The sequence below is a fragment of the Anaerobacillus sp. 63XJN7_5_ISO-PGPR-S23-430 genome (genome assembly GCF_056173695.1).
This window is the reverse complement of record NZ_CM149686.1, coordinates 3021147-3045215: the sequence shown is the minus strand read 5'-3', so window position 1 is coordinate 3045215 and position 24069 is coordinate 3021147. Positions and strand designations below refer to the sequence as shown.

At 40.0% G+C, this 24069-nt stretch carries 26 protein-coding genes; 21 read left to right on the top strand and 5 right to left on the bottom strand.

The annotated features are described in order from the left end of the window. Nucleotides 1–58: 58 nt before the first annotated feature. The gene (locus tag AC0VYJ_RS16040; RefSeq protein ID WP_475365611.1) at nucleotides 59–1384 is read right to left on the bottom strand and encodes a purine-cytosine permease family protein; all 1326 of its coding nucleotides are present in this window, start codon (nucleotides 1382–1384) and stop codon (nucleotides 59–61) included. A gap of 127 nt (nucleotides 1385–1511) precedes the next feature. Between AC0VYJ_RS16040 and AC0VYJ_RS16035 the strand changes: the two genes are divergently transcribed. The 13 genes from AC0VYJ_RS16035 to AC0VYJ_RS15975 all read left to right on the top strand — a co-directional run bounded on the left by AC0VYJ_RS16035 (nucleotide 1512) and on the right by AC0VYJ_RS15975 (nucleotide 10866). After that, nucleotides 1512–1886: a hypothetical protein gene (locus AC0VYJ_RS16035; RefSeq protein ID WP_194219278.1), complete on the top strand. Its 375-nt coding sequence runs from the start codon at nucleotides 1512–1514 to the stop codon at nucleotides 1884–1886. Between the two features lie 56 nt (nucleotides 1887–1942). Further along, a complete protein-coding gene (locus tag AC0VYJ_RS16030) occupies nucleotides 1943–2314 on the top strand; it encodes a fluoride efflux transporter FluC (protein ID WP_475365610.1) in 372 nt (123 codons plus the stop codon). Then, nucleotides 2314–2652, top strand: a complete 339-nt coding sequence (locus tag AC0VYJ_RS16025) for a fluoride efflux transporter FluC (protein WP_475365609.1) — start codon at nucleotides 2314–2316, stop codon at nucleotides 2650–2652. Before AC0VYJ_RS16030 ends, AC0VYJ_RS16025 begins: the two co-directional genes overlap by 1 nt. Nucleotides 2653–2787: 135 nt before the next feature. Further along, nucleotides 2788–3906: an alanine dehydrogenase gene (ald, locus tag AC0VYJ_RS16020; protein ID WP_475365608.1), complete on the top strand. Its 1119-nt coding sequence runs from the start codon at nucleotides 2788–2790 to the stop codon at nucleotides 3904–3906. A gap of 132 nt (nucleotides 3907–4038) precedes the next feature. Continuing rightward, the gene (locus tag AC0VYJ_RS16015) at nucleotides 4039–4506 is read left to right on the top strand and encodes a DUF3939 domain-containing protein (RefSeq protein ID WP_475365607.1); all 468 of its coding nucleotides are present in this window, start codon (nucleotides 4039–4041) and stop codon (nucleotides 4504–4506) included. A gap of 53 nt (nucleotides 4507–4559) precedes the next feature. Beyond that, on the top strand, nucleotides 4560–5066 hold the full coding sequence (locus tag AC0VYJ_RS16010) for a DUF4178 domain-containing protein (protein ID WP_475365606.1): 507 nt from the start codon (nucleotides 4560–4562) through the stop codon (nucleotides 5064–5066). Nucleotides 5067–5080: 14 nt separating this feature from the next. Beyond that, nucleotides 5081–5752 carry a PspA/IM30 family protein gene (locus AC0VYJ_RS16005; RefSeq protein ID WP_430241435.1) on the top strand — a complete coding sequence of 224 codons (672 nt, stop codon included), beginning with the start codon at nucleotides 5081–5083 and terminating at the stop codon, nucleotides 5750–5752. A gap of 26 nt (nucleotides 5753–5778) precedes the next feature. Then, complete coding sequence (locus AC0VYJ_RS16000; protein WP_475365605.1) at nucleotides 5779–6339, top strand: DUF4247 domain-containing protein; 561 nt, start codon at nucleotides 5779–5781, stop codon at nucleotides 6337–6339. An 18-nt stretch (nucleotides 6340–6357) separates the two neighbouring features. Next, nucleotides 6358–6753 (top strand): DUF350 domain-containing protein, encoded by a 396-nt coding sequence (locus AC0VYJ_RS15995; RefSeq protein WP_430241431.1) that lies wholly within the window; start codon nucleotides 6358–6360, stop codon nucleotides 6751–6753. Nucleotides 6754–6782: 29 nt separating this feature from the next. Then, a complete protein-coding gene (locus tag AC0VYJ_RS15990; RefSeq protein ID WP_475365604.1) occupies nucleotides 6783–8327 on the top strand; it encodes a polyamine aminopropyltransferase in 1545 nt (514 codons plus the stop codon). A gap of 99 nt (nucleotides 8328–8426) precedes the next feature. Further along, nucleotides 8427–9107 (top strand): metal-dependent hydrolase, encoded by a 681-nt coding sequence (locus AC0VYJ_RS15985; protein WP_194219288.1) that lies wholly within the window; start codon nucleotides 8427–8429, stop codon nucleotides 9105–9107. A 104-nt stretch (nucleotides 9108–9211) separates the two neighbouring features. Continuing rightward, the gene (locus tag AC0VYJ_RS15980; protein ID WP_194219289.1) at nucleotides 9212–9448 is read left to right on the top strand and encodes a hypothetical protein; all 237 of its coding nucleotides are present in this window, start codon (nucleotides 9212–9214) and stop codon (nucleotides 9446–9448) included. A 107-nt stretch (nucleotides 9449–9555) separates the two neighbouring features. Then, the gene (locus AC0VYJ_RS15975) at nucleotides 9556–10866 is read left to right on the top strand and encodes a DRTGG domain-containing protein (protein WP_194219290.1); all 1311 of its coding nucleotides are present in this window, start codon (nucleotides 9556–9558) and stop codon (nucleotides 10864–10866) included. Between the two features lie 52 nt (nucleotides 10867–10918). Here AC0VYJ_RS15975 and AC0VYJ_RS15970 read toward each other — a convergent pair whose 3' ends face one another. After that, on the bottom strand, nucleotides 10919–11224 hold the full coding sequence (locus tag AC0VYJ_RS15970) for a YtpI family protein (protein WP_430241427.1): 306 nt from the start codon (nucleotides 11222–11224) through the stop codon (nucleotides 10919–10921). 108 nt (nucleotides 11225–11332) lie between these two features. On the opposite strand from AC0VYJ_RS15970, the gene AC0VYJ_RS15965 reads away from it, so the two are divergent. Beyond that, entirely contained in the window at nucleotides 11333–12271 is a 939-nt protein-coding gene (locus tag AC0VYJ_RS15965) for a DHH family phosphoesterase (protein ID WP_226614647.1), read from the top strand. Between the two features lie 63 nt (nucleotides 12272–12334). Here AC0VYJ_RS15965 and AC0VYJ_RS15960 read toward each other — a convergent pair whose 3' ends face one another. The 3 genes from AC0VYJ_RS15960 to AC0VYJ_RS15950 all read right to left on the bottom strand — a co-directional run bounded on the left by AC0VYJ_RS15960 (nucleotide 12335) and on the right by AC0VYJ_RS15950 (nucleotide 13461). Next, nucleotides 12335–12526: a YtzJ family protein gene (locus AC0VYJ_RS15960; protein WP_098444518.1), complete on the bottom strand. Its 192-nt coding sequence runs from the start codon at nucleotides 12524–12526 to the stop codon at nucleotides 12335–12337. Nucleotides 12527–12622: 96 nt separating this feature from the next. After that, a complete protein-coding gene (ytrI, locus tag AC0VYJ_RS15955; protein ID WP_194219293.1) occupies nucleotides 12623–13129 on the bottom strand; it encodes a sporulation membrane protein YtrI in 507 nt (168 codons plus the stop codon). Further along, entirely contained in the window at nucleotides 13126–13461 is a 336-nt protein-coding gene (locus AC0VYJ_RS15950; RefSeq protein ID WP_194219635.1) for a YtrH family sporulation protein, read from the bottom strand. Before AC0VYJ_RS15950 ends, ytrI begins: the two co-directional genes overlap by 4 nt. 220 nt (nucleotides 13462–13681) lie before the next feature. Between AC0VYJ_RS15950 and AC0VYJ_RS15945 the strand changes: the two genes are divergently transcribed. The 7 genes from AC0VYJ_RS15945 to pyk all read left to right on the top strand — a co-directional run bounded on the left by AC0VYJ_RS15945 (nucleotide 13682) and on the right by pyk (nucleotide 24048). Next, nucleotides 13682–17035, top strand: coding sequence for a DNA polymerase III subunit alpha (locus tag AC0VYJ_RS15945; RefSeq protein WP_475365603.1), 3354 nt, complete (start codon nucleotides 13682–13684; stop codon nucleotides 17033–17035). A 130-nt stretch (nucleotides 17036–17165) separates the two neighbouring features. Next, nucleotides 17166–18404 (top strand): NADP-dependent malic enzyme, encoded by a 1239-nt coding sequence (ystJ, locus tag AC0VYJ_RS15940; protein ID WP_475367502.1) that lies wholly within the window; start codon nucleotides 17166–17168, stop codon nucleotides 18402–18404. Nucleotides 18405–18577: 173 nt separating this feature from the next. Continuing rightward, nucleotides 18578–19222, top strand: a complete 645-nt coding sequence (locus AC0VYJ_RS15935) for a FadR/GntR family transcriptional regulator (RefSeq protein ID WP_475365602.1) — start codon at nucleotides 18578–18580, stop codon at nucleotides 19220–19222. A gap of 36 nt (nucleotides 19223–19258) precedes the next feature. Continuing rightward, nucleotides 19259–20116, top strand: a complete 858-nt coding sequence (gene accD / locus AC0VYJ_RS15930) for an acetyl-CoA carboxylase, carboxyltransferase subunit beta (protein ID WP_430241416.1) — start codon at nucleotides 19259–19261, stop codon at nucleotides 20114–20116. Next, complete coding sequence (gene accA / locus AC0VYJ_RS15925; protein WP_475365601.1) at nucleotides 20116–21093, top strand: acetyl-CoA carboxylase carboxyl transferase subunit alpha; 978 nt, start codon at nucleotides 20116–20118, stop codon at nucleotides 21091–21093. Before accD ends, accA begins: the two co-directional genes overlap by 1 nt. A gap of 115 nt (nucleotides 21094–21208) precedes the next feature. Further along, entirely contained in the window at nucleotides 21209–22168 is a 960-nt protein-coding gene (gene pfkA / locus AC0VYJ_RS15920; RefSeq protein WP_226614638.1) for a 6-phosphofructokinase, read from the top strand. A gap of 125 nt (nucleotides 22169–22293) precedes the next feature. Further along, nucleotides 22294–24048 (top strand): pyruvate kinase, encoded by a 1755-nt coding sequence (pyk, locus tag AC0VYJ_RS15915; RefSeq protein WP_430241414.1) that lies wholly within the window; start codon nucleotides 22294–22296, stop codon nucleotides 24046–24048. Nucleotides 24049–24069 lie beyond the last annotated feature (21 nt).

Here is a 24069-nt window from a genome sequence, read left to right as displayed (position 1 = left end):
TGAACTTTTTTATTTATGATCGTTTTGAATTGCTGTTTCTAATGGAACTTCACCATGATTAACGAACTGGGAAGTAACGAAAAGCGAGATAACATCCACCAGTTAGGAAAAATGAGAGAAAACCTGGTGAATAGGATGCAGGAAGAATAATGTAAAAGATAAGACCAATTAAAATCGCGACAAACCCTGGTCGATTCAAGAGCTTGGCCTTCTCAGATAATTCCTGGAGCATCGCTGAAGTAAACCTTCCTTTTTTCACAATAATAAAATCAGTCACGATTACAGCTGATAACGGGATAACGAAGGCTCCAAGAAGTGAAATAAATGACTCGGCCTGGTTAACAAAAGTAGGGAATCCACTTAATATAACAGCGGCACAACCTAGTAATACCGCACTTTTTACTCGACCAAGAGAGGGGAATGTATTAAGCAGACTATATCCTCCTGTATAAGCATTGCTAATGTTAATCATAATCATCGAGCAAAGGGCTGAAGCAAAAATGAGTATCAATAGGAGTGGTGACTGTGTTTGTTGACTCGTGATTAAAAATGGGTTCCACGTACTAGCTACTGAAGCGGTGTAGGCTCCGAGTAGTGCTGTTAATGTGAAACCAATCGTATTTCCTGAGAAGATTCCCCAGAATGCATGCTGAGTGGATTTTGCGTACCTTGCCATGTCTGAAGAACTACTAACACCTGATACATACTGCACAAAAGCGAGGCTGGCAAAGAAAAAGAAAGAGCCTAGTTCAGGACCGTGTTTAACTGATAGAACGGTTGAGTAACTCTTCCCGTTAATAGGAGTCTGAGAATACACAAACAACATGGCAACTCCTCCGGCAAATAGAAGAGGGAGAAAGTACCTTGTGGCTTTTTTGACGGCATTGAATCCTATTAATGCAAGTAAAGCCATTACTGAAGCGAGAAATAGAGATGTTGGTAGAAAAAGAAGGTCGATTGAAAAAGCACGTTTCATCAGCTCTACAACCATATAAGTACCTCCAATGGTTTGTACAGAAAACCAATAGAGCGACGTGATGGTTCTTACGGGAGAGGCGAAGTATTGAGCTCCTTTCAGACCAACAAAAGCTCTTACTGCATACTGTGAAGGGATACCTCGACGTGCCCCTGGAAAAGAAAGGTAAGACACGAAAAGGAATGCAAGACTTGCTCCAAATACAGTGGCGAGAACTGCCCATACAAAACTAAGGCCGCCTTCGAGGACGGCGAGAGCTGGGACGAGAAAGTTACCGGCATTGACAGAAACGGTCATTTGAATCATGGCATACTCATACCATCTTGTTGTGCGTAATTTTTCTGGGACTGATTCAAGCCCATAACGCTCAATTTGAATAGTAGAAGAGGTTTTGCTTAGACTGCTCATATTATCTCCTTTAAAGTTACGGACTTATCTTTATTTTAGTTCGCAAAAAAGAATGAAGCAATCCTGATTGCTCGGTTAGGAATAATATTTGCTGTTTACACTCAGCATAAGGGTGAGGTGATTAATAATGAAAAAGTTTGTTGTCATAACCTTTGCTATTTACTTGTGTCTATTTACAATTCGAGCAGAGGCTTCTACATTAGAAAACAGCTTCTCGTTTAAATGTATGGTAGTAACAAATGGAGTTGAACATGAATGGGAATTTTCCAGTCCGAACGAATTTGAGGTAGAGAATGGAACGGTCGTTGAGAAAGGTGATCGTGCAAAAGACGAAGTAGAGGCGTTATTTCAGCATTTGGAAGTAACTGAAATCGCGCGCGTAGAGGAATTAGTAAAGAAAATGGACACCTTTGGTTATAAAAATGCAGAGCGATTTGAGTTGAAATGGATGGATGCAAGTGGAAGATTATATACTTGGGTCTGGAACCAAAACGATCGGTAGACTTTGAATAGCGGTTTCGTTAAGATGAGGAAAGACGTGAAAGGAGCCGCATTCAAGTGAAGAATAGTTTTGCAGTCGTTTTAGGTGGTGCAATTGGTGCTACACTACGAGCGGTGGTGGGAACCATATTGAATGGCAGTCCCTTATCGACTTTTATAGTAAATATAGTAGGTTCCATTATCCTTGGGTTTTTCTATCAATACAATCATTCAAACAATCGCTTTTCAGAGCCAGCGAAAAAAATGATTGCAACTGGCATGATAGGATCATTTACGACTTTTTCAACCTACTCCCTTGATCTTTTGGTCTACATAAAAGATGGTCAGTTTATTAAGATGGGCCTTTATGGGGGCGGCACTATTGTAAGTGGAATTCTAAGTGTCTTCCTTGGAGTCTTACTAGCTAAAAGAACGAGGAAGGTGACGTAATGGAGTGGTTAATGATTGCGATCGGTGGAGGTATAGGGGCATGGCTTCGATATATAACGGCATTAATAGTTAACCGATGGAACACTTCTCAATTCCCGCTAGCCACTCTACTTGTTAACCTCATAGGAAGTTTCATACTAGGGATGGCTTTCGGAGCAGGCGATTGGGGGACTGGGATATCGACTGGATTTCTCGGAGCACTAACGACTTTTTCCACCTTTATGTACGAGGCTTTTGAACTAGGCTCAATAAAGCTTTGGCTTTCTGTTACATATATATCAATTAGCTTAATTGGCGGGTTGTTAATGGTGGCAGTGGGGTATATGATAATGGTGTAAAAATATTCCGATAACTAATACGATCTATTGATGAAATAGATTCACCCCTTAAGTCATTCCCTCATTTAATGGTATTAAATGTTATACAATAGAGGTAACAGTATATGGCTCGTTAGAGATAAAGGAGGAGTATCAATGCATATTGGAGTGCCTGTTGAGGTTAAAAACAATGAGAACCGTGTAGCAATGACCCCTGCTGGCGTATTGACCTTAACGCGATTAGGTCATGAAGTTTATATCGAAAAAGGAGCGGGCGTTGGATCTGGTTTTGGGGATGATCAGTACCTTGAAGCTGGAGCTCATCTAGTAGAGACGGCCGCTGAAGCGTGGTCGAAGGAAATGGTCATGAAAGTAAAGGAACCACTTCGAGAGGAGTATGTCTACTTTCGTGAGGGTTTGATTTTATTTACATATCTTCATCTTGCTGCAGAATCAGAATTAACCAGGGCTCTTGTAGAAAAAAAAGTTATCGGAATTGCCTATGAAACCGTTCAGTTACCAAATGGCTCGCTACCTCTTTTGACACCCATGAGTGAAGTTGCTGGTCGGATGGCGGCTCAAATAGGGGCTCAATTTCTTGAGAAACCTAAAGGAGGACTCGGTATTCTTCTGGGCGGTGTCCCTGGGGTTAAAAGAGGTAAAGTAACGGTTATTGGTGGAGGAGTCGTCGGAACGAACGCAGCGAAAATTGCGATGGGGCTTGGTGCCGATGTGACAATTATGGATTTAAGTCCAGAACGAATGCGTCAGCTTGATGACATTTTTGGTACTGAGATTAATACGATGATGTCCAATCCACTTAATATAACAGAAGCCGTGAAAGAATCAGATTTAGTGATTGGTGCAGTGCTTATTCCAGGGGCAAAAGCACCGAAGCTTGTAACAGAAGAGATGATCAAAGAAATGAAGGCGGGCTCTGTTATTGTTGATGTAGCAATTGATCAGGGAGGTATTTTCGAAACAACCGATCGTATCACAACTCATGACAACCCGACATACACAAAATATGATGTTGTTCATTATGCGGTAGCGAATATGCCTGGAGCTGTTCCGCGTACATCAACCATTGCCTTAACGAATGTGACTGTACCTTATGCCGCTCAGCTTGCGAATAAAGGTTATAAAAAAGCCTGTCTTGAAAATGAACCTTTGCTAAAAGGAATTAATACGATGGACGGATTTGTAACGTACGAAGCAGTAGCTGAAGCCCATCAGCTCACATATAAAAATGCTCGCTCACTCCTTGAAAAATAGAAGTAGAAATAAAGCAGCTAACCGTTAGCTGCTTTATTTTTTTATCGTATTAAAAAGCTTAGAAATTTTCATCAGCGTTGAAGGGTTTTTATATAGTTATACGAATCATAAGAGAGGGAGGTGAATCATCAAATGGCTTTTTGGAGTAAAAAAAGCATTAAAAACAATCCGCAACATTCAATCGGGATAATAGATGCAAGCCTTCATGAGATACGACAGGCTGTCGGAGCATTTGCTGAAAAGAAAAGAGATGGGATCTCGTTGAAAGTATTGGTAAAAGAAAATAATGAACTTGATTCTTCTCTCCTCGCTCCCCATCTTGGAGGCATTCCTTCTAAATCATTTTATATGTCAAAAGAGACATTCGAACTCTTTGAAGAGGAAAACCGTCACATTCCTTTTTGGATTGATGCAGTGCAAAGAGCGGTAGATGCATACATTCGTTCTGAAAAAGCACCTCCAATTATTGAAGGAGACCCGTATAAAAAAATTAGTTTTTTTAAGCTAGAGAAAAAAGCTCTTTTAACAGAACGACCGCCACTGGATTTCTATTTTACAGAACAGGAAAGTATGGTTACACATAGAAAACGGGAAAAATAACGGGAACATTTTTCTCGATCATTCGTATGAAAGAGAGGATGGGAGGTCGCGGTATGAGTTTTTTATCAAAGTTTTTTGGAAAGAAAGAAGAGAAGAAGGTAGAAGAAAGAACGGTTTTTACGATTCAGGTAGGAGATATCATCACATATGATCTTGAGGATTATGAGGTTGTGGGGACGCTAACATATCATAATAAAGGTTACGAATGGCAAGCATACCAGTTAATCTCAGGATCATCTTCGATCTGGCTTAGTGTTGAAATGGATGATGAACTAGAGCTAGGCATTTATCGAAATGTAAAAGAAAAAATCTCGAAACCAATTCCTGAAGAAATAAGCATTGATTCCGTTACTTATTATAAAGAGGAACATGGTTACGCAAAGGTGACGGGCAATGGACGAGGAAGTAATCTAGATGGACAGGAAGTCGAGTATTATGATTTTTCCAATGAAGATGAATCAAGTTATCTATCCATTGAAGTCTGGGGTTCCGAAGTAGAAGTGAGTAAAGGTTACGCGATTGAAGATTATGAAATCAAAATTCTTGCTGGAAGCAAATGAGAGGATGAAAGCGAATGTTTAAAATGTTTAAAAGAGTAAAAACGATTATGTCTTCTGAATTAAACGCTGCACTTGATAAAGCGGAGGATCCCGTAAAAATGCTAGAGCAATTTATGAGGGATATGGAAGCGGATATAAGAGAAGCAGAAACCGCTGTTGCAAAACAAATCTCTAATGAAAAGATGTTAAAGAAAAAATGGGACGATGCTAATTCTATGGTGACTAAGCGTCAGGGGCAAGCTGAGAAAGCTCTCCAAACTGATAACGATGATCTTGCAAGAAGAGCGCTTCAGGATAAGAAAGATCATGAAGCCAAAGCGGAAACATTAAAGGTATCGTACGAAAGAGCAAAAGCTGACGCCGACTCTCTTCGCTCAAAATTAGATGAAATGAAAGAAGAATATCGTCAAATGCAACTGAAGAAAGATAGTTTGAAGGCTCGAGCTGAGTCAGCTAAAACAAAAACAAAAATGAATCGCGCCATGTCTGATATTGGTGGTGATGATTCTAAACGAGGATTTGAGCGTATGGAAGAAAAGGTCCTTCAATATGAGGCAGAAGCTGAAACAAGTGAAGATATGCGTTCCAAAAATCGTTCGCTTGATGATGAGCTTGAGGCCCTCGATAAAAATAATGGAATCGATGATGAATTAGCTGAGCTAAAGAAAAAAATGGGGAAAGAATAACCTTTCCCCTTAAATGGGGTGGAAGAATGAAATGGCTAATAGGATTGCTGACAGCATTCATTCTGCTCTTATCGGCATGTGGGATTACGAAGGATATTCTCGAAATTGTTGAAGACCGCTATCAGCTTGAAGATGTTGTAGCGAGTAGCGTGGATTCAAACGATACCTCAAAGGTCTATCTTGCTGAGGAAGATATTCCTTCTGTTGCCACCTATCTTAAGGAACAAATAAAGCCGAATGAAGTCAGTGAATTAAAAGAAGGTAAGCAAATTCTTGTTTATGATGACTATATCGTTACATTAGAAGAAAGTGATGAGCCATCAAACACACTAGTTGAAGTTGCGACAGTTGGCTTTGTGAGAGATAATTACCAGCCGGATTTCTTTGATGGGTTGCTAGCTTACTACATTCTTGATGAAATACTTGATGTAGACGACTGGGGCAAGAAGCAGAAGAACCGCTGTCAGAGCGCTAGCGGAAATTGTTATGGCGGTTATGGATCTACTGGAGGTTCATATAAAGGACCGTCCACGATTCCATCATTCCGAGGATCTAATCGTGGGGGCGGACCTGGAACAGGAAAATAAACAAAGGAGGATCATGACATGGGGCCATTTCTATTAACATTTTTTTATTTTATAGCGGCGATTGTCGTTGTTGTAGTTGGATTGATTGTGTTTGAATTGATCACGACGAAATATAAGGACTGGGAACAGATTGAGAACGGGAACACGGCCGTTGCACTTTCAATAGGTGGTAAGATAATCGGGATTTGTTTAATACTAGCATTCTCTATATACCATAGTTCGGATGTTCTCGAAACAATTATTTGGGGAGCGTATGGTGTAGTGCTTCAATTAGTTGCCTATTATATTTTTGATTTTCTTACTAGACGATTTTCGGTTGAACAGAAGCTTAGTGAAGGTGTCGTATCAATAGGCATTCTATCGATGTGTGTTTCAATAGGCCTGGGCTTAGTAGTAGGAGCATCAATTACGTAAAAAGAAATGATCAGCTGAAGGTGGAAGTCATGAGCAAGACGTTAAGTAAAAGCAGTCAATTGTACTGGGCTTCAGGAATTGTATCCATTTGCGGTATTATTTTTGAAGTGCTGTTCGGCGCACTGGGTTCTTACATACTCGGAGACGGGGTTAAGCAATACACGTTAACTATTTCGCTCTTTCTAACAGGTATGGGTATTGGCGCATCATTGAGTGAAAAGGTAGTTAAAAACCTGATTACGAGATTCATTGCAATTGAGCTTCTTATTGGCTTAATTGGAGGATTTTCAAGTTTTGCTGTGTTTGGAATTACAGCTTTTGCGGGAGAAGAAGCAACAGCCATTGTACTCTATTCCATTATTCTCATTGTTGGTGGACTAACTGGTCTTGAATTACCCATTCTTATTCGGAAAGCGAATGAGATTGGCGTGGAAATGAACAAAAGCACGGCCAGGGTGCTCTTCTCTGACTATGCTGGGGGACTTGTAGGAGGAATGTTATTTGCTTTTTACCTTCGTCCGGAATTCGGTCTAGTAAAATCAGCCTTCCTTGTAGCTATTGTAAACATTCTCGTTGCATTTTGGATGATTTATTCATTTAGAAAAGAGATCGTCTATCAAGGAATCTATATTGGAGTAGCCTTTCTTCTGTTTGTACTAATGATTGGTGGGACTTTATTTGGAGAGGAGATGGCGTTCTCATTTGAGCAGCGCCTATACAAAGACCCCATCATTTACTCTGAGGAAACATCCTATCAGAAAATAACCTTAACGAAGGAGCAGGGAGATCTAAGACTTTATTTGGATGGACAGCTTCAGTTTAGCTCAAGTGATGAACATAGGTACCATGAAACACTTGTCCATATTCCTATGGCTGCTGTTAAAGAAGCGGAGGATGTTCTTATACTTGGAGGTGGAGATGGACTTGCGGTTAGAGAGCTACTTAAATATGACGATCTGAAATCCATTACGGTAGTGGATCTAGATCCGGAAATGGTAAAACTAGCGAAGAATCATCATTTATTAATGGAATTAAATGAGCATTCACTTGAGGATAAACGTGTCGATATTCATAATGAAGATGCCTTTCAATACATTGAAAAACAGAAAAAAATGTTTGATGTCATCATATCTGATCTCCCAGATCCAAATAATGAGTCTTTGAATAAGCTTTACACGTGGGAGTTCTACTCTTTATTGCGCAATCATTTAGATGTAGATGGGGCGCTAATGGTGCAGGCGACTAGTCCTTTATTTGCGAGGGAAGCTTATTGGACGATTGATCGAACGATTTCAGAAACTGGACTACGAACGTCAAATTATCACGTTGATATTCCAAGTTTCGGGAACTGGGGTTTTGTTATGGCAACAAGGAATCCTGTAGCTCAAGAGAAATTGGATATTTCAGTTCAAACCGATTATCTTTCAGACGAGATGATTCCATCTCTTACTGTATTTGGTAAAGATGAGGACAGTCACATGGTGAAAGATGGCAATAAAATCAGCTTTGAACCTAATACTCTAATTCGCCCTCATTTAATTGAAAAATATGAGAATGCCTGGTTGTATTATTAGTTTAGATCGTTTATCAAAGGGAACGTAATAAGTAGAGAACCCACTTCCTAGCGTTTTAGGGAAGGTAATGAAACCCAATTGTTAAAGGAGCGATAACAAATGAAAGTTACATTTCATGGTCATTCAGTTGTAGAAGTTGTTACGAACAAAGCAAAAATTTTAATTGATCCTTTTATTTCCGGTAATGGTCAATGTGATTTAGATGCGGATCAAGTTACTTGCGATGTGATATTGCTAACACATGGACACAATGATCACGTTGGTGACACAGTTGAAATTGCAAAGCGAAACGATGCATTAGTCGTAGCTCCATTCGAACTTGCTACATATCTTGGTTTTAAAGGTGTTAACACGCATCCTATGGCAATCGGTGGGGCGCATGAGTTTGAGTTTGGTAATGTGAAGCTAACTCAGGCATTCCATGGTTCGAGCTACACTGAGGAAGAAAACCAGCAAATCATTTACACAGGGATGCCAGCGGGTATTCTCTTTAGCGCAGAAGGTAAGACGGTCTACCACGCGGGTGATACTGGGCTTTATTCTGATATGAAGCTATTATCTAATAAGCAAATTGATCTTGCGTTTCTACCAATTGGTGATAATTTTACTATGGGTCCTGAAGATGCAGCTATCGCTGCAAAATGGATAGGAGCTGAAATAACCGTACCAATTCACTACAATACTTTCCCGCTTATTGAACAAAATGGCGAGGCGTTTACTGAAAGCCTTGAAGGTACAAAAGGTAAGGTTCTTCAAACAGGAGAAACAATCGAATTGTAATCAAACACAAAACCGATGCCCTGCATCGGTTTTGTGTTTGATAAGCGTATTAAATACGCGGACTTGAACATACCCTTTTAGAAAGACTATGAGGGGGAATCATTGTGAAACAACGATTGTTTTTATCCGTCTTGTGCATTCTGTTTTTGATGTATGATGCTATGCCGCGCTTTCAAATTGATTTAACGCTAGAAGGTGCTTTTTTTAGTCTCTGGCTTTTATTTGCCATTATGGCACTTGGTGGAAATCTTTCTGGATTATTTTTTGGAAAGCAAGAGAGAAAACCTATGACAGTTAATGATTCAGTAGAAGAATTAAGAAAAAAACAATACGGTCGTTGAAGTTATAGGTCTGTGTTATGTATAATGAAGTCAATTCAAACACCACTATAACAGAAGTAGTTTAGCTACTGATACAGATGTGCATGTAGAAAGTATGGTGAAAGAAATTGACAACGAAACATGAACAGATCCTCTCTTACATTGAAACGCTAGAAGTAGGAAGTAAAATATCCGTGCGTCAAATTGCTAGAGAATTAAAAGTTAGTGAGGGTACAGCATACAGAGCGATTAAGGATGCTGAAAACAAAGGGACGGTCAGCACGATTGAACGGGTTGGGACGATCCGAATCACAAAAAAAGAGAAAGAAAATATCGAAAAACTCACGTATGCTGAAGTAGTGAACGTCGTCGATGGGCAGGTGCTTGGAGGAAGAAATGGTTTACATAAAACCCTTCATAAGTTTGTTATCGGTGCGATGAAGCTAGAGGCTATGATGCGTTACGTCGATCCTGGTAGTTTGCTCATAGTCGGTAATCGCGACAACGTGCATAAAATTGCACTAGAAGCCGGGGCGGCTGTCCTTATTACTGGTGGTTTTGATGCGCAGGATGATGTGAAGAAAATGGCGGATGCATATGATTTGCCAATTATATCTACCTCCTATGACTCCTTTACAGTGGCAACAATGATTAATCGTGCGATATATGATCGATTAATTAAGAAAGAAATAGCTCTAGTAAGTGACATATTAACGCCGCTTACGAAAACGAGCTTTCTAGTGACAACAGAAAGTGTAGGTCGCTGGCATGAGCTAAATGAATCAACATTGCATAGTCGCTATCCGGTTGTGGATCCAAATATGAAGGTTCAAGGCATTGTGACATCTAAAGATATTTTAGGTGAACAGCATGAAACGTCAATAGCTAAGGTGATGACAAAACACCCGCTCACTGTTAATGAGCAAACGTCCGTCGCTTCTGCAGCTCATACAATGATCTGGGAAGGGATAGAGATGCTTCCTGTTCTCGATCAATATCAGCGACTTATCGGTATTATTAGTAGACAGGATGTACTTAAGGCTCTTCAAATGATTCAGCAGCAACCACAGATAGGGGAAACCTTTGACGACCTTATTACGAGTCAAATCAAAGATATTTCCACTGGATCGGAAAGTCGCTATAGCTGTGAGGTAACACCTCAAATGACGAGCCTACTTGGAACGTTATCTTATGGTGTTGTAACAACCCTAGTCACTGAAGCTGGGAGTCGAGTTTTGAAGAAATACAAAAAGGGTGATTTAGTAGTAGAAAACATTACACTTTATTTCATCAAACCGGTTCAAATTGATCATACAATTGAAATTGTGCCTAAAGTTCTCGAGGTATCAAGGAAATTTGGTAAAGTAGATGTTGAAATTTATCATGAAGGTGCGGTCGTAGGAAAGGCTCTTATGATGGCGCAATTGATTGATCGATAAAAAAACCGCCAGAAATAAATCCGTGGCGGTTTTACAAGTAAACATAGCGCTGTTAGTTTAGTTTCATATCCTTTGCTTCTTCGATTGCAAATGGAAGATAGTGTCGATACTTTTTATAGCCGACTGTAACGTTTACAAGACCAAGTAAAATAAAGACAGCGGCAACAATCACAGTGACCGTTGATAAAGAAACGGTAAGCGTATTAATGGCAAAAAAGACAAGGAAAAGTCCGAGTGCAATGCTTGCTTTTGAATTAAGCCATTGAGTTGTTGCGACACCGTTATGTCGAACAGCTTTTACTCGATAAAACAAATAGAAAACGATTGAAAAGACAATTAATATGACAAAGATAGGCATGACTGTTTTCCTCCATAATTCAAGGTTCTTTTCTATTGTATAGAATTTAGTACTGAAAATCTATGACATATACGTAACAATTGGGAAGCGGTCGAAAGGAGAAAGTTGATGAAGGAACAAATATTAGATGCTATCGAACAATATGAGACCATTATAATTCATCGTCATGTGCGCCCAGATCCTGATGCACTTGGCTCGCAGGGAGGACTTGCCGAGCTTATACAAACTTCTTTTCCAAAGAAGCGTGTGTTTACGGTTGGTGAAGAAGAACCATCACTTACATTCCTGAACCGAATGGATGAGGTTCAGGATGAAACATATCATAACGCACTTGTCATTGTTTGTGATACGGCGAATCAGCCTAGGGTTAGTGATAACCGATACCGTAATGGCAAGCTCTTAATTAAAATCGATCATCATCCAAATGAAGACCCTTATGGTGATCTTCTCTGGGTGGACACTTCTTCAAGCTCTGTTAGTGAAATGATTGTCGATTTGTACCTTACTGCTAAGGAACGAGGGTACAAGCTTTCTGAAAAAGGAGCTTTTCTTCTTTATGCAGGTATAGTAGGTGATACCGGACGTTTTATGTTTTCTAATACGACTCAGCGTACCTTTATGTATGCAGGTGAGCTCTTGAAGTTTGGTGTAGATACAGGCTCTTTATATAAGGAACTATACAAAACGGAACAGCATATCGCTCGCTTAAACGGATATGTCTTACAGCATTTTGAAACATCAGAAACTGGTGCTGGATGGATGAAAATCACAAAAGAAACAGTTGCTTCATATGGCGTAACGGCTAGTGAGGCATCACAGCTAGTGAATACTTTCTCTAATGTAGCGGGTTTGAAGGCGTGGGTTTTCTTCATTGAGGAACCAGATCAAATTCGTGTTCGTCTTCGTTCAAAAGGGCCTGTTGTGAATACAATTGCTGCTCAATTTAATGGTGGCGGACATCCAATGGCTGCGGGGGCAACTGTTTATTCGTGGGCAGAGGCTGATGACGTTCTTGCGGAGCTAGACAAAGTGTGCGAAGAAGTATAATAACAAGTTAAAAGACCGGGGTCTCCTTTATTGAGAGAGCGCCGGTCTTTGTTGTTACCACATTTACACTTGATCATGCGATTTAGGTATAAACCACGAACCAAAGCTTGTCACGTCTTCGTGCACGTCGATGTTAAGTGATTGCAATTCCTTTTTAATTAGAGCAGTCATTTCGTGTGACTCTGCGTAAGCGGATCGCCCATTCATTAAATCAGCAATTTTCGCTCTCGCGATTTGTTTGCGATCAATAACCATCGCGCCACCTCCCAATTTTCTATACTCTTATCATATACTACACCTAAGAAAATTGCGACTTGTCTGACAAAAGGTCACAAAATAGTTTTATTTTCGCTATTGAACGAGTTCAATTGTAAGCACCACCTCGACTGTTGTCCAAAGAATAAATTGCTTCACTTTAAAACCATATTTAATATTGTCAATCATGAGCGTTTTGTTTTCGAGGGATTGAATGATAAAGCTTCTGGTTCTAGAAATCGCTCCGAGATCCTTGTTGAGAAGATCATTTAATTCGGTTTGAATTTCTTTCTTTAACTCGTGGCGCGTTAATGAGTTTAATGGTAGATCATTATCTTTCTCGAAAGTGACTTCGATTTTTTTGACGAGAAGAGTTTTTTCGATTTCTTTATTATTATAATTTACTTGATCATCGAGCAATGTTTGATTTTGGGTTTTTAAGTCCGAGATTTCAATTTTTTGTTCTTTAATCGTTGTGATCTGCTTTTCGTACATAATGCCGAATAGCATCAGAAAGAATAACCACCCAAAGATGACCCCTACAGAAAGACCTGCAAGAAATCGTTGCCACCCTTTTCTAGAATAAATTTGCGGAACTCTCATAAGGAAGAGCGTTCCTGAGTAAGCCAGTTAATGATCTCCATACCTGCCTGCGCCCCACCAAGCGCACAGAAAATCCATAAAAATTGGCGCATGATTTCATCTGGAGAACCACTGAGAAAACTTCTTTCCATGTTATTTATCGTATCAAATGTTCCGCCAATTGCTGCGGCAATCGCCCAGATTTTTAATCTTTGTGCAACGATATAGATCCAGTGTAGTGGTGGCTCACCAGAAAGGAATGCCCCGATTCCTCCGATAATTGACCCTCCAACAATCACACCAAATGCAACGAAAAACGCGATAATTAATGTTACGAGAGTTACTCTCTCCATTTTGATTCCTTCTTTCGTATCAAATTTCATGAAGTAACTTTTTCTGTCTTCACAGCACATAAAAAGTTGAAGAAAAAGTGTGTGATTATAAATCAGCCTATTTTTCGCTTTTAGTACAGCCTATGCAATTAGGAGAGAGGGATATGCTTGATAATGTTTGTTTGAGAAGGTGGAAGTATTTATAATAGAAAGTAATAGCAAATTGAGAGTGGGATTATATATGGAATTTGTGCATCTTCGTGTTTACAGTGAATATAGTCTGCTAGATAGCCCAAGTCGAATTGAATCACTTGTTGAATCTGCAATACAAAAAGGATTTCAGTCTATGGCTCTGACAGATAAAGGAACAATGTATGGGACAATTCCATTCTATAAAGCATGTCAAGCAAAGGGAATAAAGCCAATAATCGGACTAGAGGTAAGCGTTGGGGATGAGTCTTCTCTCCATCAGCGGGACCAACATTTGGATAACCTTGTTCTACTTGCTGTTAATACGGAAGGTTATGAGAACTTATTGAATATCAGTACGCAAATGCAAAGTACAGGGGGGCCACAACCATACATAGATAAAACAAATTTATTTGAAAGATCAGATGGTCTCATTGCCTTATCTGGGACCCTTCATAGTGAAATTGGAAAAGCCCTTCTTTATGAAGAAGATACGGTCGCCTTACAAATGGCAATGGAGTATCAACGTGTTTTCAAAGAGGGATTCTATCTCGAAATGCAGGATCATTCTCTTAGAGAAGAAAGACACCTTAACTTGTTAATTTCCAAGCTTGCCAATAAAGCGAACATTCCATTAACCGTTTCAAATGCGGTTCACTATATTAATCAAGAAGATGGGGAAGCACATGATTGCTTAAGGTGTATTGATACAGGGCAACGTTATGAAGAGAAAGACAAGGTGGCCTTACCTAATCATGAATATTATTTAACCTCTGAGGAAGAAATGAGAGAGCGGTTTAAGGGTTATGAGGAAGCTCTTGCAAACACAATTAAGATCGCCGCAAGATGTTCTGTCGAACTGAATTTCGAACAAACGCACTTACCCGTTTATCCAGTTCCTGACGGAAAATCGGCTTTTGAGTTCTTGAAGGAGATATGTATAAACCATTTAGCTGAGCGATATCACGATCCAGGTATACATGTGACGGACCGATTAGATTACGAACTTTCAATTATCAATGAGATGGGATTTAATGATTATTTCCTAATTGTTTGGGATTTCATGAAATATGCTCATGATCATCATATGATTACAGGTCCGGGGAGAGGATCGGCGGCTGGCTCTCTCGTTGCTTACTTATTGCATATAACAGATGTGGATCCTATCGAACACAACCTTCTATTTGAGCGCTTCTTGAATCCAGAACGAGTTACGATGCCAGATATTGACATCGACTTTCCTGATGTAAGAAGAGATGAGGTCATTGAATACGTTTACGAGAAATACGGACATGACCGAGTAGCCCAAATCGTAACATTCGGTACGCTTGCTGCAAAAGCTGCAATTCGTGACGTTGGAAAAGTATTAGAAGTAGATACGAAGCTTCTGGATGCGATGTCTAAAGCAGTTCCTTCAAGACCTGGAATGACGTTGAAACAGGCAAAAGAAGAGTCAAAAGCACTCATGGATCTCATATCATCTACCTCTGAAGGAAAACAGGTTTTTGACATAGCAAGTACGATTGAAGGGCTACCACGTCATACATCAACACATGCCGCAGGAATTGTTATTTCAGCTGAGCCGCTTACGAAACATGTACCTTTACTTGGTGGTCATCATATTAGTTTGACGCAGTTTCCCATGAACGATTTAGAAGAAGTAGGTCTTTTGAAAATGGACTTTCTTGGACTTCGAAATTTAACTTTAATTGAAGGGATATTAAATGATATCGAAAGTGAAACAGGCGTGCGCCCTTCGCTTTCTACAATTCCAATGGATGATCAACCTACCTTCTCACTGCTGCAAAAAGCTGATACAACAGGTGTTTTTCAACTTGAATCTGATGGCATGCGTCAAGTGCTGAGGAGGCTGAAGCCAACTGAATTTGAAGATATTGTTGCTGTTAATGCTTTATATAGGCCGGGTCCAATGGAAAACATTCCGCTCTTCATTTCAGGTAAACATAAAGAACGTTCAATTGATTATCTCCATCCAGATCTTGAACCAATTCTAAAATCAACTTATGGAGTTATCGTGTATCAAGAGCAAATCATGCAAATTGCATCAAAATTAGCAGGTTTTTCTCTTGGAGAAGCGGATTTATTAAGAAGGGCCGTATCTAAGAAGAAGCGTGAAGTTCTTGAATCTGAAAGAGAGCATTTCGTTAGTGGTTGTCTTGCAAAGGGATATCCTAGAGAAACTGCTGTTAAAGTATATGAGTACATTGTCCGATTTGCGGATTACGGATTTAATCGGAGTCATGCAGTAGCTTATAGCGTGATTGCTTATCAACTAGCTTATTTAAAAGCTAACTATTCACGTTACTTCTTTTCGAGTCTATTAACATCTGCAATCGGAAACCAAGATAGACTTGCTATGTATTTATCAGAAGCGAGACAGAAAGGCATGACGGTTCATCCGCCGTCAATCAACAAAAGCAAAGAAACCTTCACTGTTGAAAATGAGGCCTTGAGATTCGGTTTGCTTCCAGTAAAAAATGTCGGTAAAAATGCTATAGAAGAAATCTTAGATAAGAGGAATCACTTTTATAAAAGCCTTTTTGATTTATGTGCAAGAATTTCACTAAGAATAGTAAATAAGCGCGCACTTGAATCGTTGATATTTGCTGGTACGATGGATGAGTTCGGGGTAAGTCGTTCTTCGATGCTCGCTTCACTCGAAGGGGCCATGAACTATGGCTCTGAACAAAATGGACAAAAAGGTTTTTTTGAAGATGGTGAGGCTGAACCAGCTTACGAGAGCGTTCCCCCTTTTGATGAAAAAGAAATGCTTGCATTCGAGAAAGAAGCAATTGGGTTTTATTTAACAGCCCATCCTCTTGATCCCTATTTAGAAAATTTGAAGGGATACGTAAGAGATGTTACGAGGGACGCCATCAATGCTTCAGATCGAGCTCCATTAAGGTTAGCTGTAGAGGTATTGAAGGTCAGAAGTATTCGCACGAAGAAAGGACAAATGATGGCTTTTCTAACGTTGGGTGATGAAACGGGAGAAATAGAAGGAGTCGCCTTTCCTGATGTTTGGGAGCAATTGGAGAGTCTTTTATCGAGAGGGCAATTTCTTTACGTTGATGGTGTAGGGCAGAAACGAAATGATCAAACGAATATTATTATTTCTAGAGCGATGAAGCTAAGTGATGTTCAACCAAAGAAAGAGAAGAAAACCTTATTTCTGAAAGTTGAGCCTCACCATAAAAGTATGCTAAGTGAAGTGAAGGGAGTGCTTCGAAACTATGAGGGTGATGCAGAGGTCGTAGTTTATTATAGTGAAACAGATAAAACCGTAAAGCTCGGTAAAGAATGGCTTGTAAACCCTGATACTGACTGTCTTCACGCCTTGAAAAAATTACTTGGTGAAAACAATGTTGTGAAAAAGCCTCGATGAAAATCTTTACAGCTAATGGTGATTTGTTATAATGGTGAAAATAGAGTGGTCTGACCACTGCCCAATTGTACTAGGGAAATTGTTAACATCATCTAATGCTTCTGAAAAAAGGAGAGTGGGTTTATTGTCCATTACGAGAGAAGAAGCTCTACATATTCACAGAGTGAGACAAGGAAAACTAGAATCTAAATCGAAGGTGCCGGTTCGAAACGCTACGGATTTAAGTCTAGCTTATTCACCAGGTGTTGCAGAGCCTTGTAAAGAAATTTATGATGACAAGAATAAAGTATATGAATATACGATGAAAGGAAACATGGTTGCCGTCGTATCCGATGGCACAGCCGTTCTTGGACTTGGAAATATTGGGCCGGAAGCAGCACTTCCTGTAATGGAAGGGAAAGCAGTGCTTTTCAAAAGTTTTGCTGGTGTTGATGCATTTCCTATTTGCTTAAATACGACTGATGTAGATCAAATTGTGCAGACAGTAAAGTTAATGGAACCTACTTTTGGTGGTATTAACCTTGAAGATATTGCTGCCCCTAATTGTTTTGTAATCGAAGAAAGATTAAAAAAAGAAACAAATATCCCTATTTTCCATGATGATCAACACGGCACTGCCATTGTTACGGTAGCAGGGCTTGTCAATGCTTTGAAACTATCAGGTAAGAAAATGAGTGAAATTAAAGTCGTTATCAATGGTGCTGGAGCTGCAGGCATCGCCATTATTAAGCTTTTGAATCGTTTTGGTGTAAAGGATATCATTATGTGTGATTCGAAAGGTGCTATTTACGAAGGCCGTTCTTATGGAATGAACGACGTGAAGGCAGAAGTTGCGAAGTATACAAATCGTGACAAAGCAGAAGGGTCATTGAAAGAAGTTATTTCAGGCACAGATGTTTTCATTGGGGTTTCAGTTGAGGGAGCACTGACGAGAGAAATGGTCGAATCTATGAACGACGATCCAACTATTTTTGCAATGGCTAACCCTAATCCTGAAATCATGCCAAATGATGCAAGAGAAGCAGGAGCTAAGGTTATTGGTACTGGGCGATCAGATTTCCCAAATCAAATAAATAATGTTCTAGCGTTCCCTGGAATTTTCCGAGGCGCACTTGATGTTAGAGCAACTCATATTAACGAAGATATGAAGGTTGCTGCTGTACATGCTATTGCAGAACTTGTTGCTGAAGAAGATTTGAGCGCCGACTACGTTATTCCCGCACCGTTTGATCCACGAGTAGCACCTGCTGTTGCTGCTAGTGTAGCGAAAGCTGCGATGGAGACGGGTGTGGCTCGTATAAACGTAGATCCTGAATCAGTTAAAGAAAAGACACGTTCTCTCGCTATTATTGAAGAAGATAACGAGTAAGTGGGGAAGAGCTTGACTTTCTCACTTTTTTCTTGCATTTTATTTATGGAGAACATGAAAAACAGCTTATCTTCTAAACATTCATTTTGGTTAAGAGGCATTCACGGTTCCAAACCGCAAATGTCTACTTTTCCTATTTGTTTTCAGTCAGGAAAGGGTGTTGATTTCCCATGATGAGTCAGGGGAAAGTTTATCAGAATATCCTTCAGAAAATAAAAGCGATTATTTATAACGATGGTTTACAAACCGGTGATAAGCTCCCTTCGGAAAGGGAGCTTTCTGAGCGCTTAAATGCCGGAAGATCTTCCGTAAGAGAAGCGTTAAGATCAATGGAAATGCTTGGTCTAATTGAAACTCGTCGAGGAGAAGGGACATTTATTGCAAATGCTAGAGATCATCGACTTGTAGAAGTCATTGCCTCCTTTATTCTAAAAGATACTAAGTCTAAAGAAGATCTGTTAGAAACTAGAAGGTTAATTGAAAAAGATATTCTAAGGGTGGCGTGTGATCGAATCTCAGATGAATATCTTGATCGATTAAGAACTATGATGGAATATAAGGACAACTCTTCCGGTCGAAATATTTTTTCGACTGAATTTGATACAGCTTTCTTCCGAGTTATTGTTTCATCAACTCATAATCATCTACTCATGAGGTTATGGGGAGAGCTTGCGGATTACCATCAGACAATTTGGCACCAGTTAACTTTCCGCCCTAAAGAGTATTATGAATCCATGATTGATGCATTGACTTCTAGGAATAAGGAAAGTGCCATTTGTTTATTTGACACGTATGAAATAAAAAAAGCGGAAGAATAGCAAATATGTTTGATATTGTGAAAGGGATGGTCAACTTTGTTAAAGGATCTATTCAACAAGAAGAAGAAGTATGCGACGGTTCCCTCAGATAAAATAAAACAAGATGTACCTGAAGGCATTATGACAAAGTGTCCAGGGTGTAAAAGTATTATTTATACGAAAGAGCTGGAAAAATCGCATAAGGTTTGTGTGAAATGTGGGTATCACCATCAAATGTCAGCCCCTGAAAGATTAAAGGATACGCTTGATACAGGTTCTTTTACAGAACTGGATGCAGATATGATTTCAGAAAACCCGCTCTCTTTTCCGGATTATGTTGAGCGTTTGGAGAAGGATCAAAAGAAATCCTCATTGAATGAAGCGGTTGTAACGGGTGAAGGAACAATAGATGGCTACCGAACAGCTATTGCAGTAATGGATGCACGTTTTCGAATGGGAAGCATGGGTTCAGTGGTAGGAGAAAAAATCACAAGAGCGATTGAGCATGCGCATAAAGAAAAAATCCCGTTTATTGTCTTTACTGCATCGGGCGGTGCTCGAATGCAAGAGGGTGTTTTGAGTTTGATGCAAATGGCGAAATCCAGCGTAGCGCTTAAAAGATTTAGTGATGACGGTGGACTATTCATTTCTATAATGACACATCCTACAACTGGTGGTGTATCAGCGAGTTTTGCTTCTGTAGGCGATTTTAATTTCGCTGAACCTAAGGCTTTGATTGGCTTCGCTGGTAGGCGAATTATTGAGCAAACGATTCGTGAAGATCTTCCAGAAGATTTTCAGACAGCTGAATTTCTCCTTCATCATGGTCAGTTGGATCGCGTGATTCATCGAGCTGATATGAAGAAGATACTCGGTCAGGTACTAATGATTCATGGAAATGGAGGTGAAGAATAATGGCACAGAGACTTGATTTTGAACGACCTCTCCAAGAGTTAGAAGATAAAATTACTGAATTACATTCTTTCATGGAAGAAAAGAATGTGGATCTTAATGATGAGGTTTCTCGTCTTCAAAAAAGACTTTCAAAAATGGAAGAAGAAATTTACGAGAATTTAACAGCGTGGAACCGTGTCCAATTGGCTAGACATCCTGAACGTCCCACAACTTCTGATTATATCGATCGTATTTTTGAGAACTTTCTTGAATTGCATGGTGATCGACTGTTTGGTGATGACGAAGCGATTGTAGGTGGTATTGCAACCTTTGAAGGAAAACCTGTTACGGTTATCGGCCATCAGCGTGGTAAAGATACAAAAGAGAATCTTAGACGAAATTTTGGAATGCCACATCCTGAAGGCTATCGTAAAGCGCTTCGTCTCATGAAACAAGCCGAAAAATTTCAACGTCCCGTTATTTTTCTCCTAGATACTAAAGGAGCGTTTCCTGGTAAGGCAGCGGAAGAAAGAGGGCAAAGTGAAGCGATTGCACGTAACTTGATTGAAATGGCGGGGCTAACCGTTCCAATCATTTGCATTGTTATTGGAGAAGGTGCGAGTGGAGGTGCGTTAGCGATTGGCGTAGGTAATCACGTGCACATGCTTGAAAATTCATGGTATTCCGTTATTTCTCCTGAAGGAGCTGCGGCTTTGTTGTGGAAGGATTCTGGTTTAGCTCAGCAGGCAGCTGATACTATGAAAATCACGGCGCCAGATTTGAAAGAACTAAATGTCATTGATGAGATTATCCCTGAAGTAAAGGGAGGGGCTCATCGGAATACGGAAGAACAGGCGAAGGCGATTCAATCGGCACTTGTCAAATCACTTGAAGAACTGACACAACTTTCCAAACAGGAGCTTGTGAATCAACGCTATGAAAAATACAGAAATATTGGACAATATACGTTTGTAACCGATACCATTGGCTTAAAATAAGGAAAGTGCTTTCTCGTTATAGAGAAAGCACTTTTTTGCGATGTAGCTTAGCTATTGTATTCAACGACCGTATTTGATATTTTAATAACACAAAGAATTAATGAGGTGAACAGTTATGAAACGTATTGGTGTACTAACCAGCGGAGGAGACTCACCAGGAATGAACGCTGCTATTCGAGCTGTCGTTCGAAAAGCAATCTACCATGATATTGAAGTTTATGGGATCTACCACGGATATACCGGGTTGATTAATGGAAATATAGAGAAAATGGAAATCGGTTCTGTAGCTGATATTATCCATCGTGGCGGTACAATGTTATATTCTGCTCGCTGCCCTGAATTTAAGACACTTGAAGGTCAACTGAAGGGTGTAGAGAACTTAAAGAAATTTGGTATTGAGGGTCTAGTCGTAATCGGAGGAGATGGATCCTACCGTGGAGCTCAGAAATTAACTGGTCATGGCTTCCCGACGATTGGAATTCCAGGAACGATTGATAATGACATCCCTGGAACAGACTTTACGATTGGTTTTGATACAGCACTAAATACAGTTATTCAAGCTATTGATAAAATTCGTGACACGGCGACATCTCATGAGCGTACATATGTGATCGAGGTAATGGGACGTGACGCAGGAGATATCGCTCTTTGGTCAGGTCTGGCTGACGGTGCTGAATCAATCCTCATTCCTGAGGAGAAGTTCGAGTTGTCCGATATCTTGAGTCGTCTGAAGCGCGGCCATGATCGCGGAAAACGTCACAGTATTATTGTTGTTGCTGAAGGTGTTGGAAGTGGTGTTGAAATTGGGAAACAAATCCAAGAAGAGATGAACATGGAAACACGTGTAACCGTTCTTGGTCACGTTCAACGTGGTGGTTCACCAACTGCTTCGGACCGAGTTCTAGCAAGCCGTCTTGGAGCACGTGCTGTTGAACTTCTACTTGAAGGAGCAGAAGGGCGAACAGTTGGTATTCAGAACAACCAAATTGTTGATATGGATATTAACGAAGCACTCGCTCTACCACATGAAGTCAATCAAAAAATGTGTCAGCTTGCAAAGGAATTATCTATTTAAAAAGACCTTAAGTGGTTCACCCCTTTAAACATAAGGGGTGTATCGTAATGTCTGAAAATGTTACATAACATAGTTGTTATGAAGAAAACTAATTGAAGCATAGCTTTTTAGGAGGAGACAGACCCATGCGCAAAACTAAGATTGTCTGTACGATTGGACCAGCAAGTGAAAATGAACAAACTCTAGAAAAATTGATTAATGCAGGGATGAACGTTGCTCGTTTGAATTTCTCACATGGTGATTTTGAAGAACACGGTAATCGTATTAAATCAATCCGTGCAGTTGCTGAAAAGCTCGGAAAAAACGTTGCGATCCTTTTAGATACAAAAGGCCCGGAAATCCGCACGAACAATATGGAGAACGGTGGGATCGATCTTGAGGCTGGTCAACAGCTTATCGTTTCTATGGAAGAAGTACTTGGTACAACAGAGAAAATCTCTGTCACATATCCTGACCTTGTTAATGATGTTCATGTTGGATCTAAGATTTTACTTGATGATGGATTGATTGAACTTGAAGTAAAGCAAATTGAGAAGAATGAACTTTATACTGAGGTTCTAAATAATGGAACATTGAAAAACAAAAAGGGTGTTAACGTACCAAACGTGAGCGTTAACCTTCCTGGTATTACAGATAAGGATGCTGCAGATATTGAATTCGGCATTGAACAGGGTGTAGACTTTATTGCTGCGTCATTCGTTCGTCGAGTATCCGATGTTCTTGATATCCGTAAACTTCTTGAGAAGCATAAAGCAACTGACATTCAAATTATCCCTAAGATTGAAAACCGTGAAGGTGTTGATAACATCGATTCCATCCTTGAGATTTCAGATGGTTTAATGGTTGCTCGTGGTGACCTAGGTGTTGAAATTCCTGCTGAAGAAGTACCTCTTGTACAAAAGCAGCTTATTAAAAAGTGTAATGCACTTGGAAAGCCTGTTATTACTGCAACACAAATGCTTGATTCTATGCAGCGTAATCCTCGTCCAACTCGTGCGGAAGCGAGTGACGTTGCCAATGCTATTCTTGATGGCACAGATGCAATCATGCTTTCAGGTGAAACAGCTGCAGGATCTTATCCGGTAGAAGCTGTTCAAACTATGCATAACATTGCTTCTTATACTGAAAAATCATTAAACTTCCGTGAGCTTCTTTCTGTAAGAAGTAAAGAAACAGAAACAAATACAACAAATGCGATTAGTGAATCAGTAGCTCACACAGCTTATAACTTAAACGTCCCAGCAATTATTACAGCTACTGAGAGCGGACATACAGCGCGTATGATTGCTAAATACCGTCCGAAGGCACCGATTGTAGCTGTAACAAATACGGCTAGCGTATGCCGCAAGCTTGCTCTTGTATGGGGCGTTCATGCACAAGAAGGACACAAAGTATCAACAACAGACGAAATGCTAGAAGTTGCAGTTGACGCTTCAATCCAGTCTGGAATTGTAAATCACGGAGATACAGTTGTTATTACTGCTGGTGTTCCAGTTGGAGAATCTGGTACAACGAACTTGATGAAAGTTCACGTTATCGGTGATATTCTTGCAAAAGCTCAAGGAATTGGGAAAACATCTATTTCAGGAAGAATCGCTATCGCAAAAAATGCTCAAGAGGCGATTGATAAAGCAGATGGAAACACAATTCTAGTTACGATTGGCTCTGATAAAGATATGGTTCCTGCTCTAGAGAAGGCAGCAGGACTTATTACAGAAGAAGGCGGACTTACTTGCCATGCTGCAGTTGTAGGTCTTAGTCTTGGACTACCTGTCGTAGTTGGTCTTGAAAATGCGACACAACTATTCGAAGAAGGTCAACAAGTAACACTTGATGCAACGACTGGAATTATTTACAACGGGAAAGCAAGCATTCTATAAGCAAGATTGAAACTTTTAAAA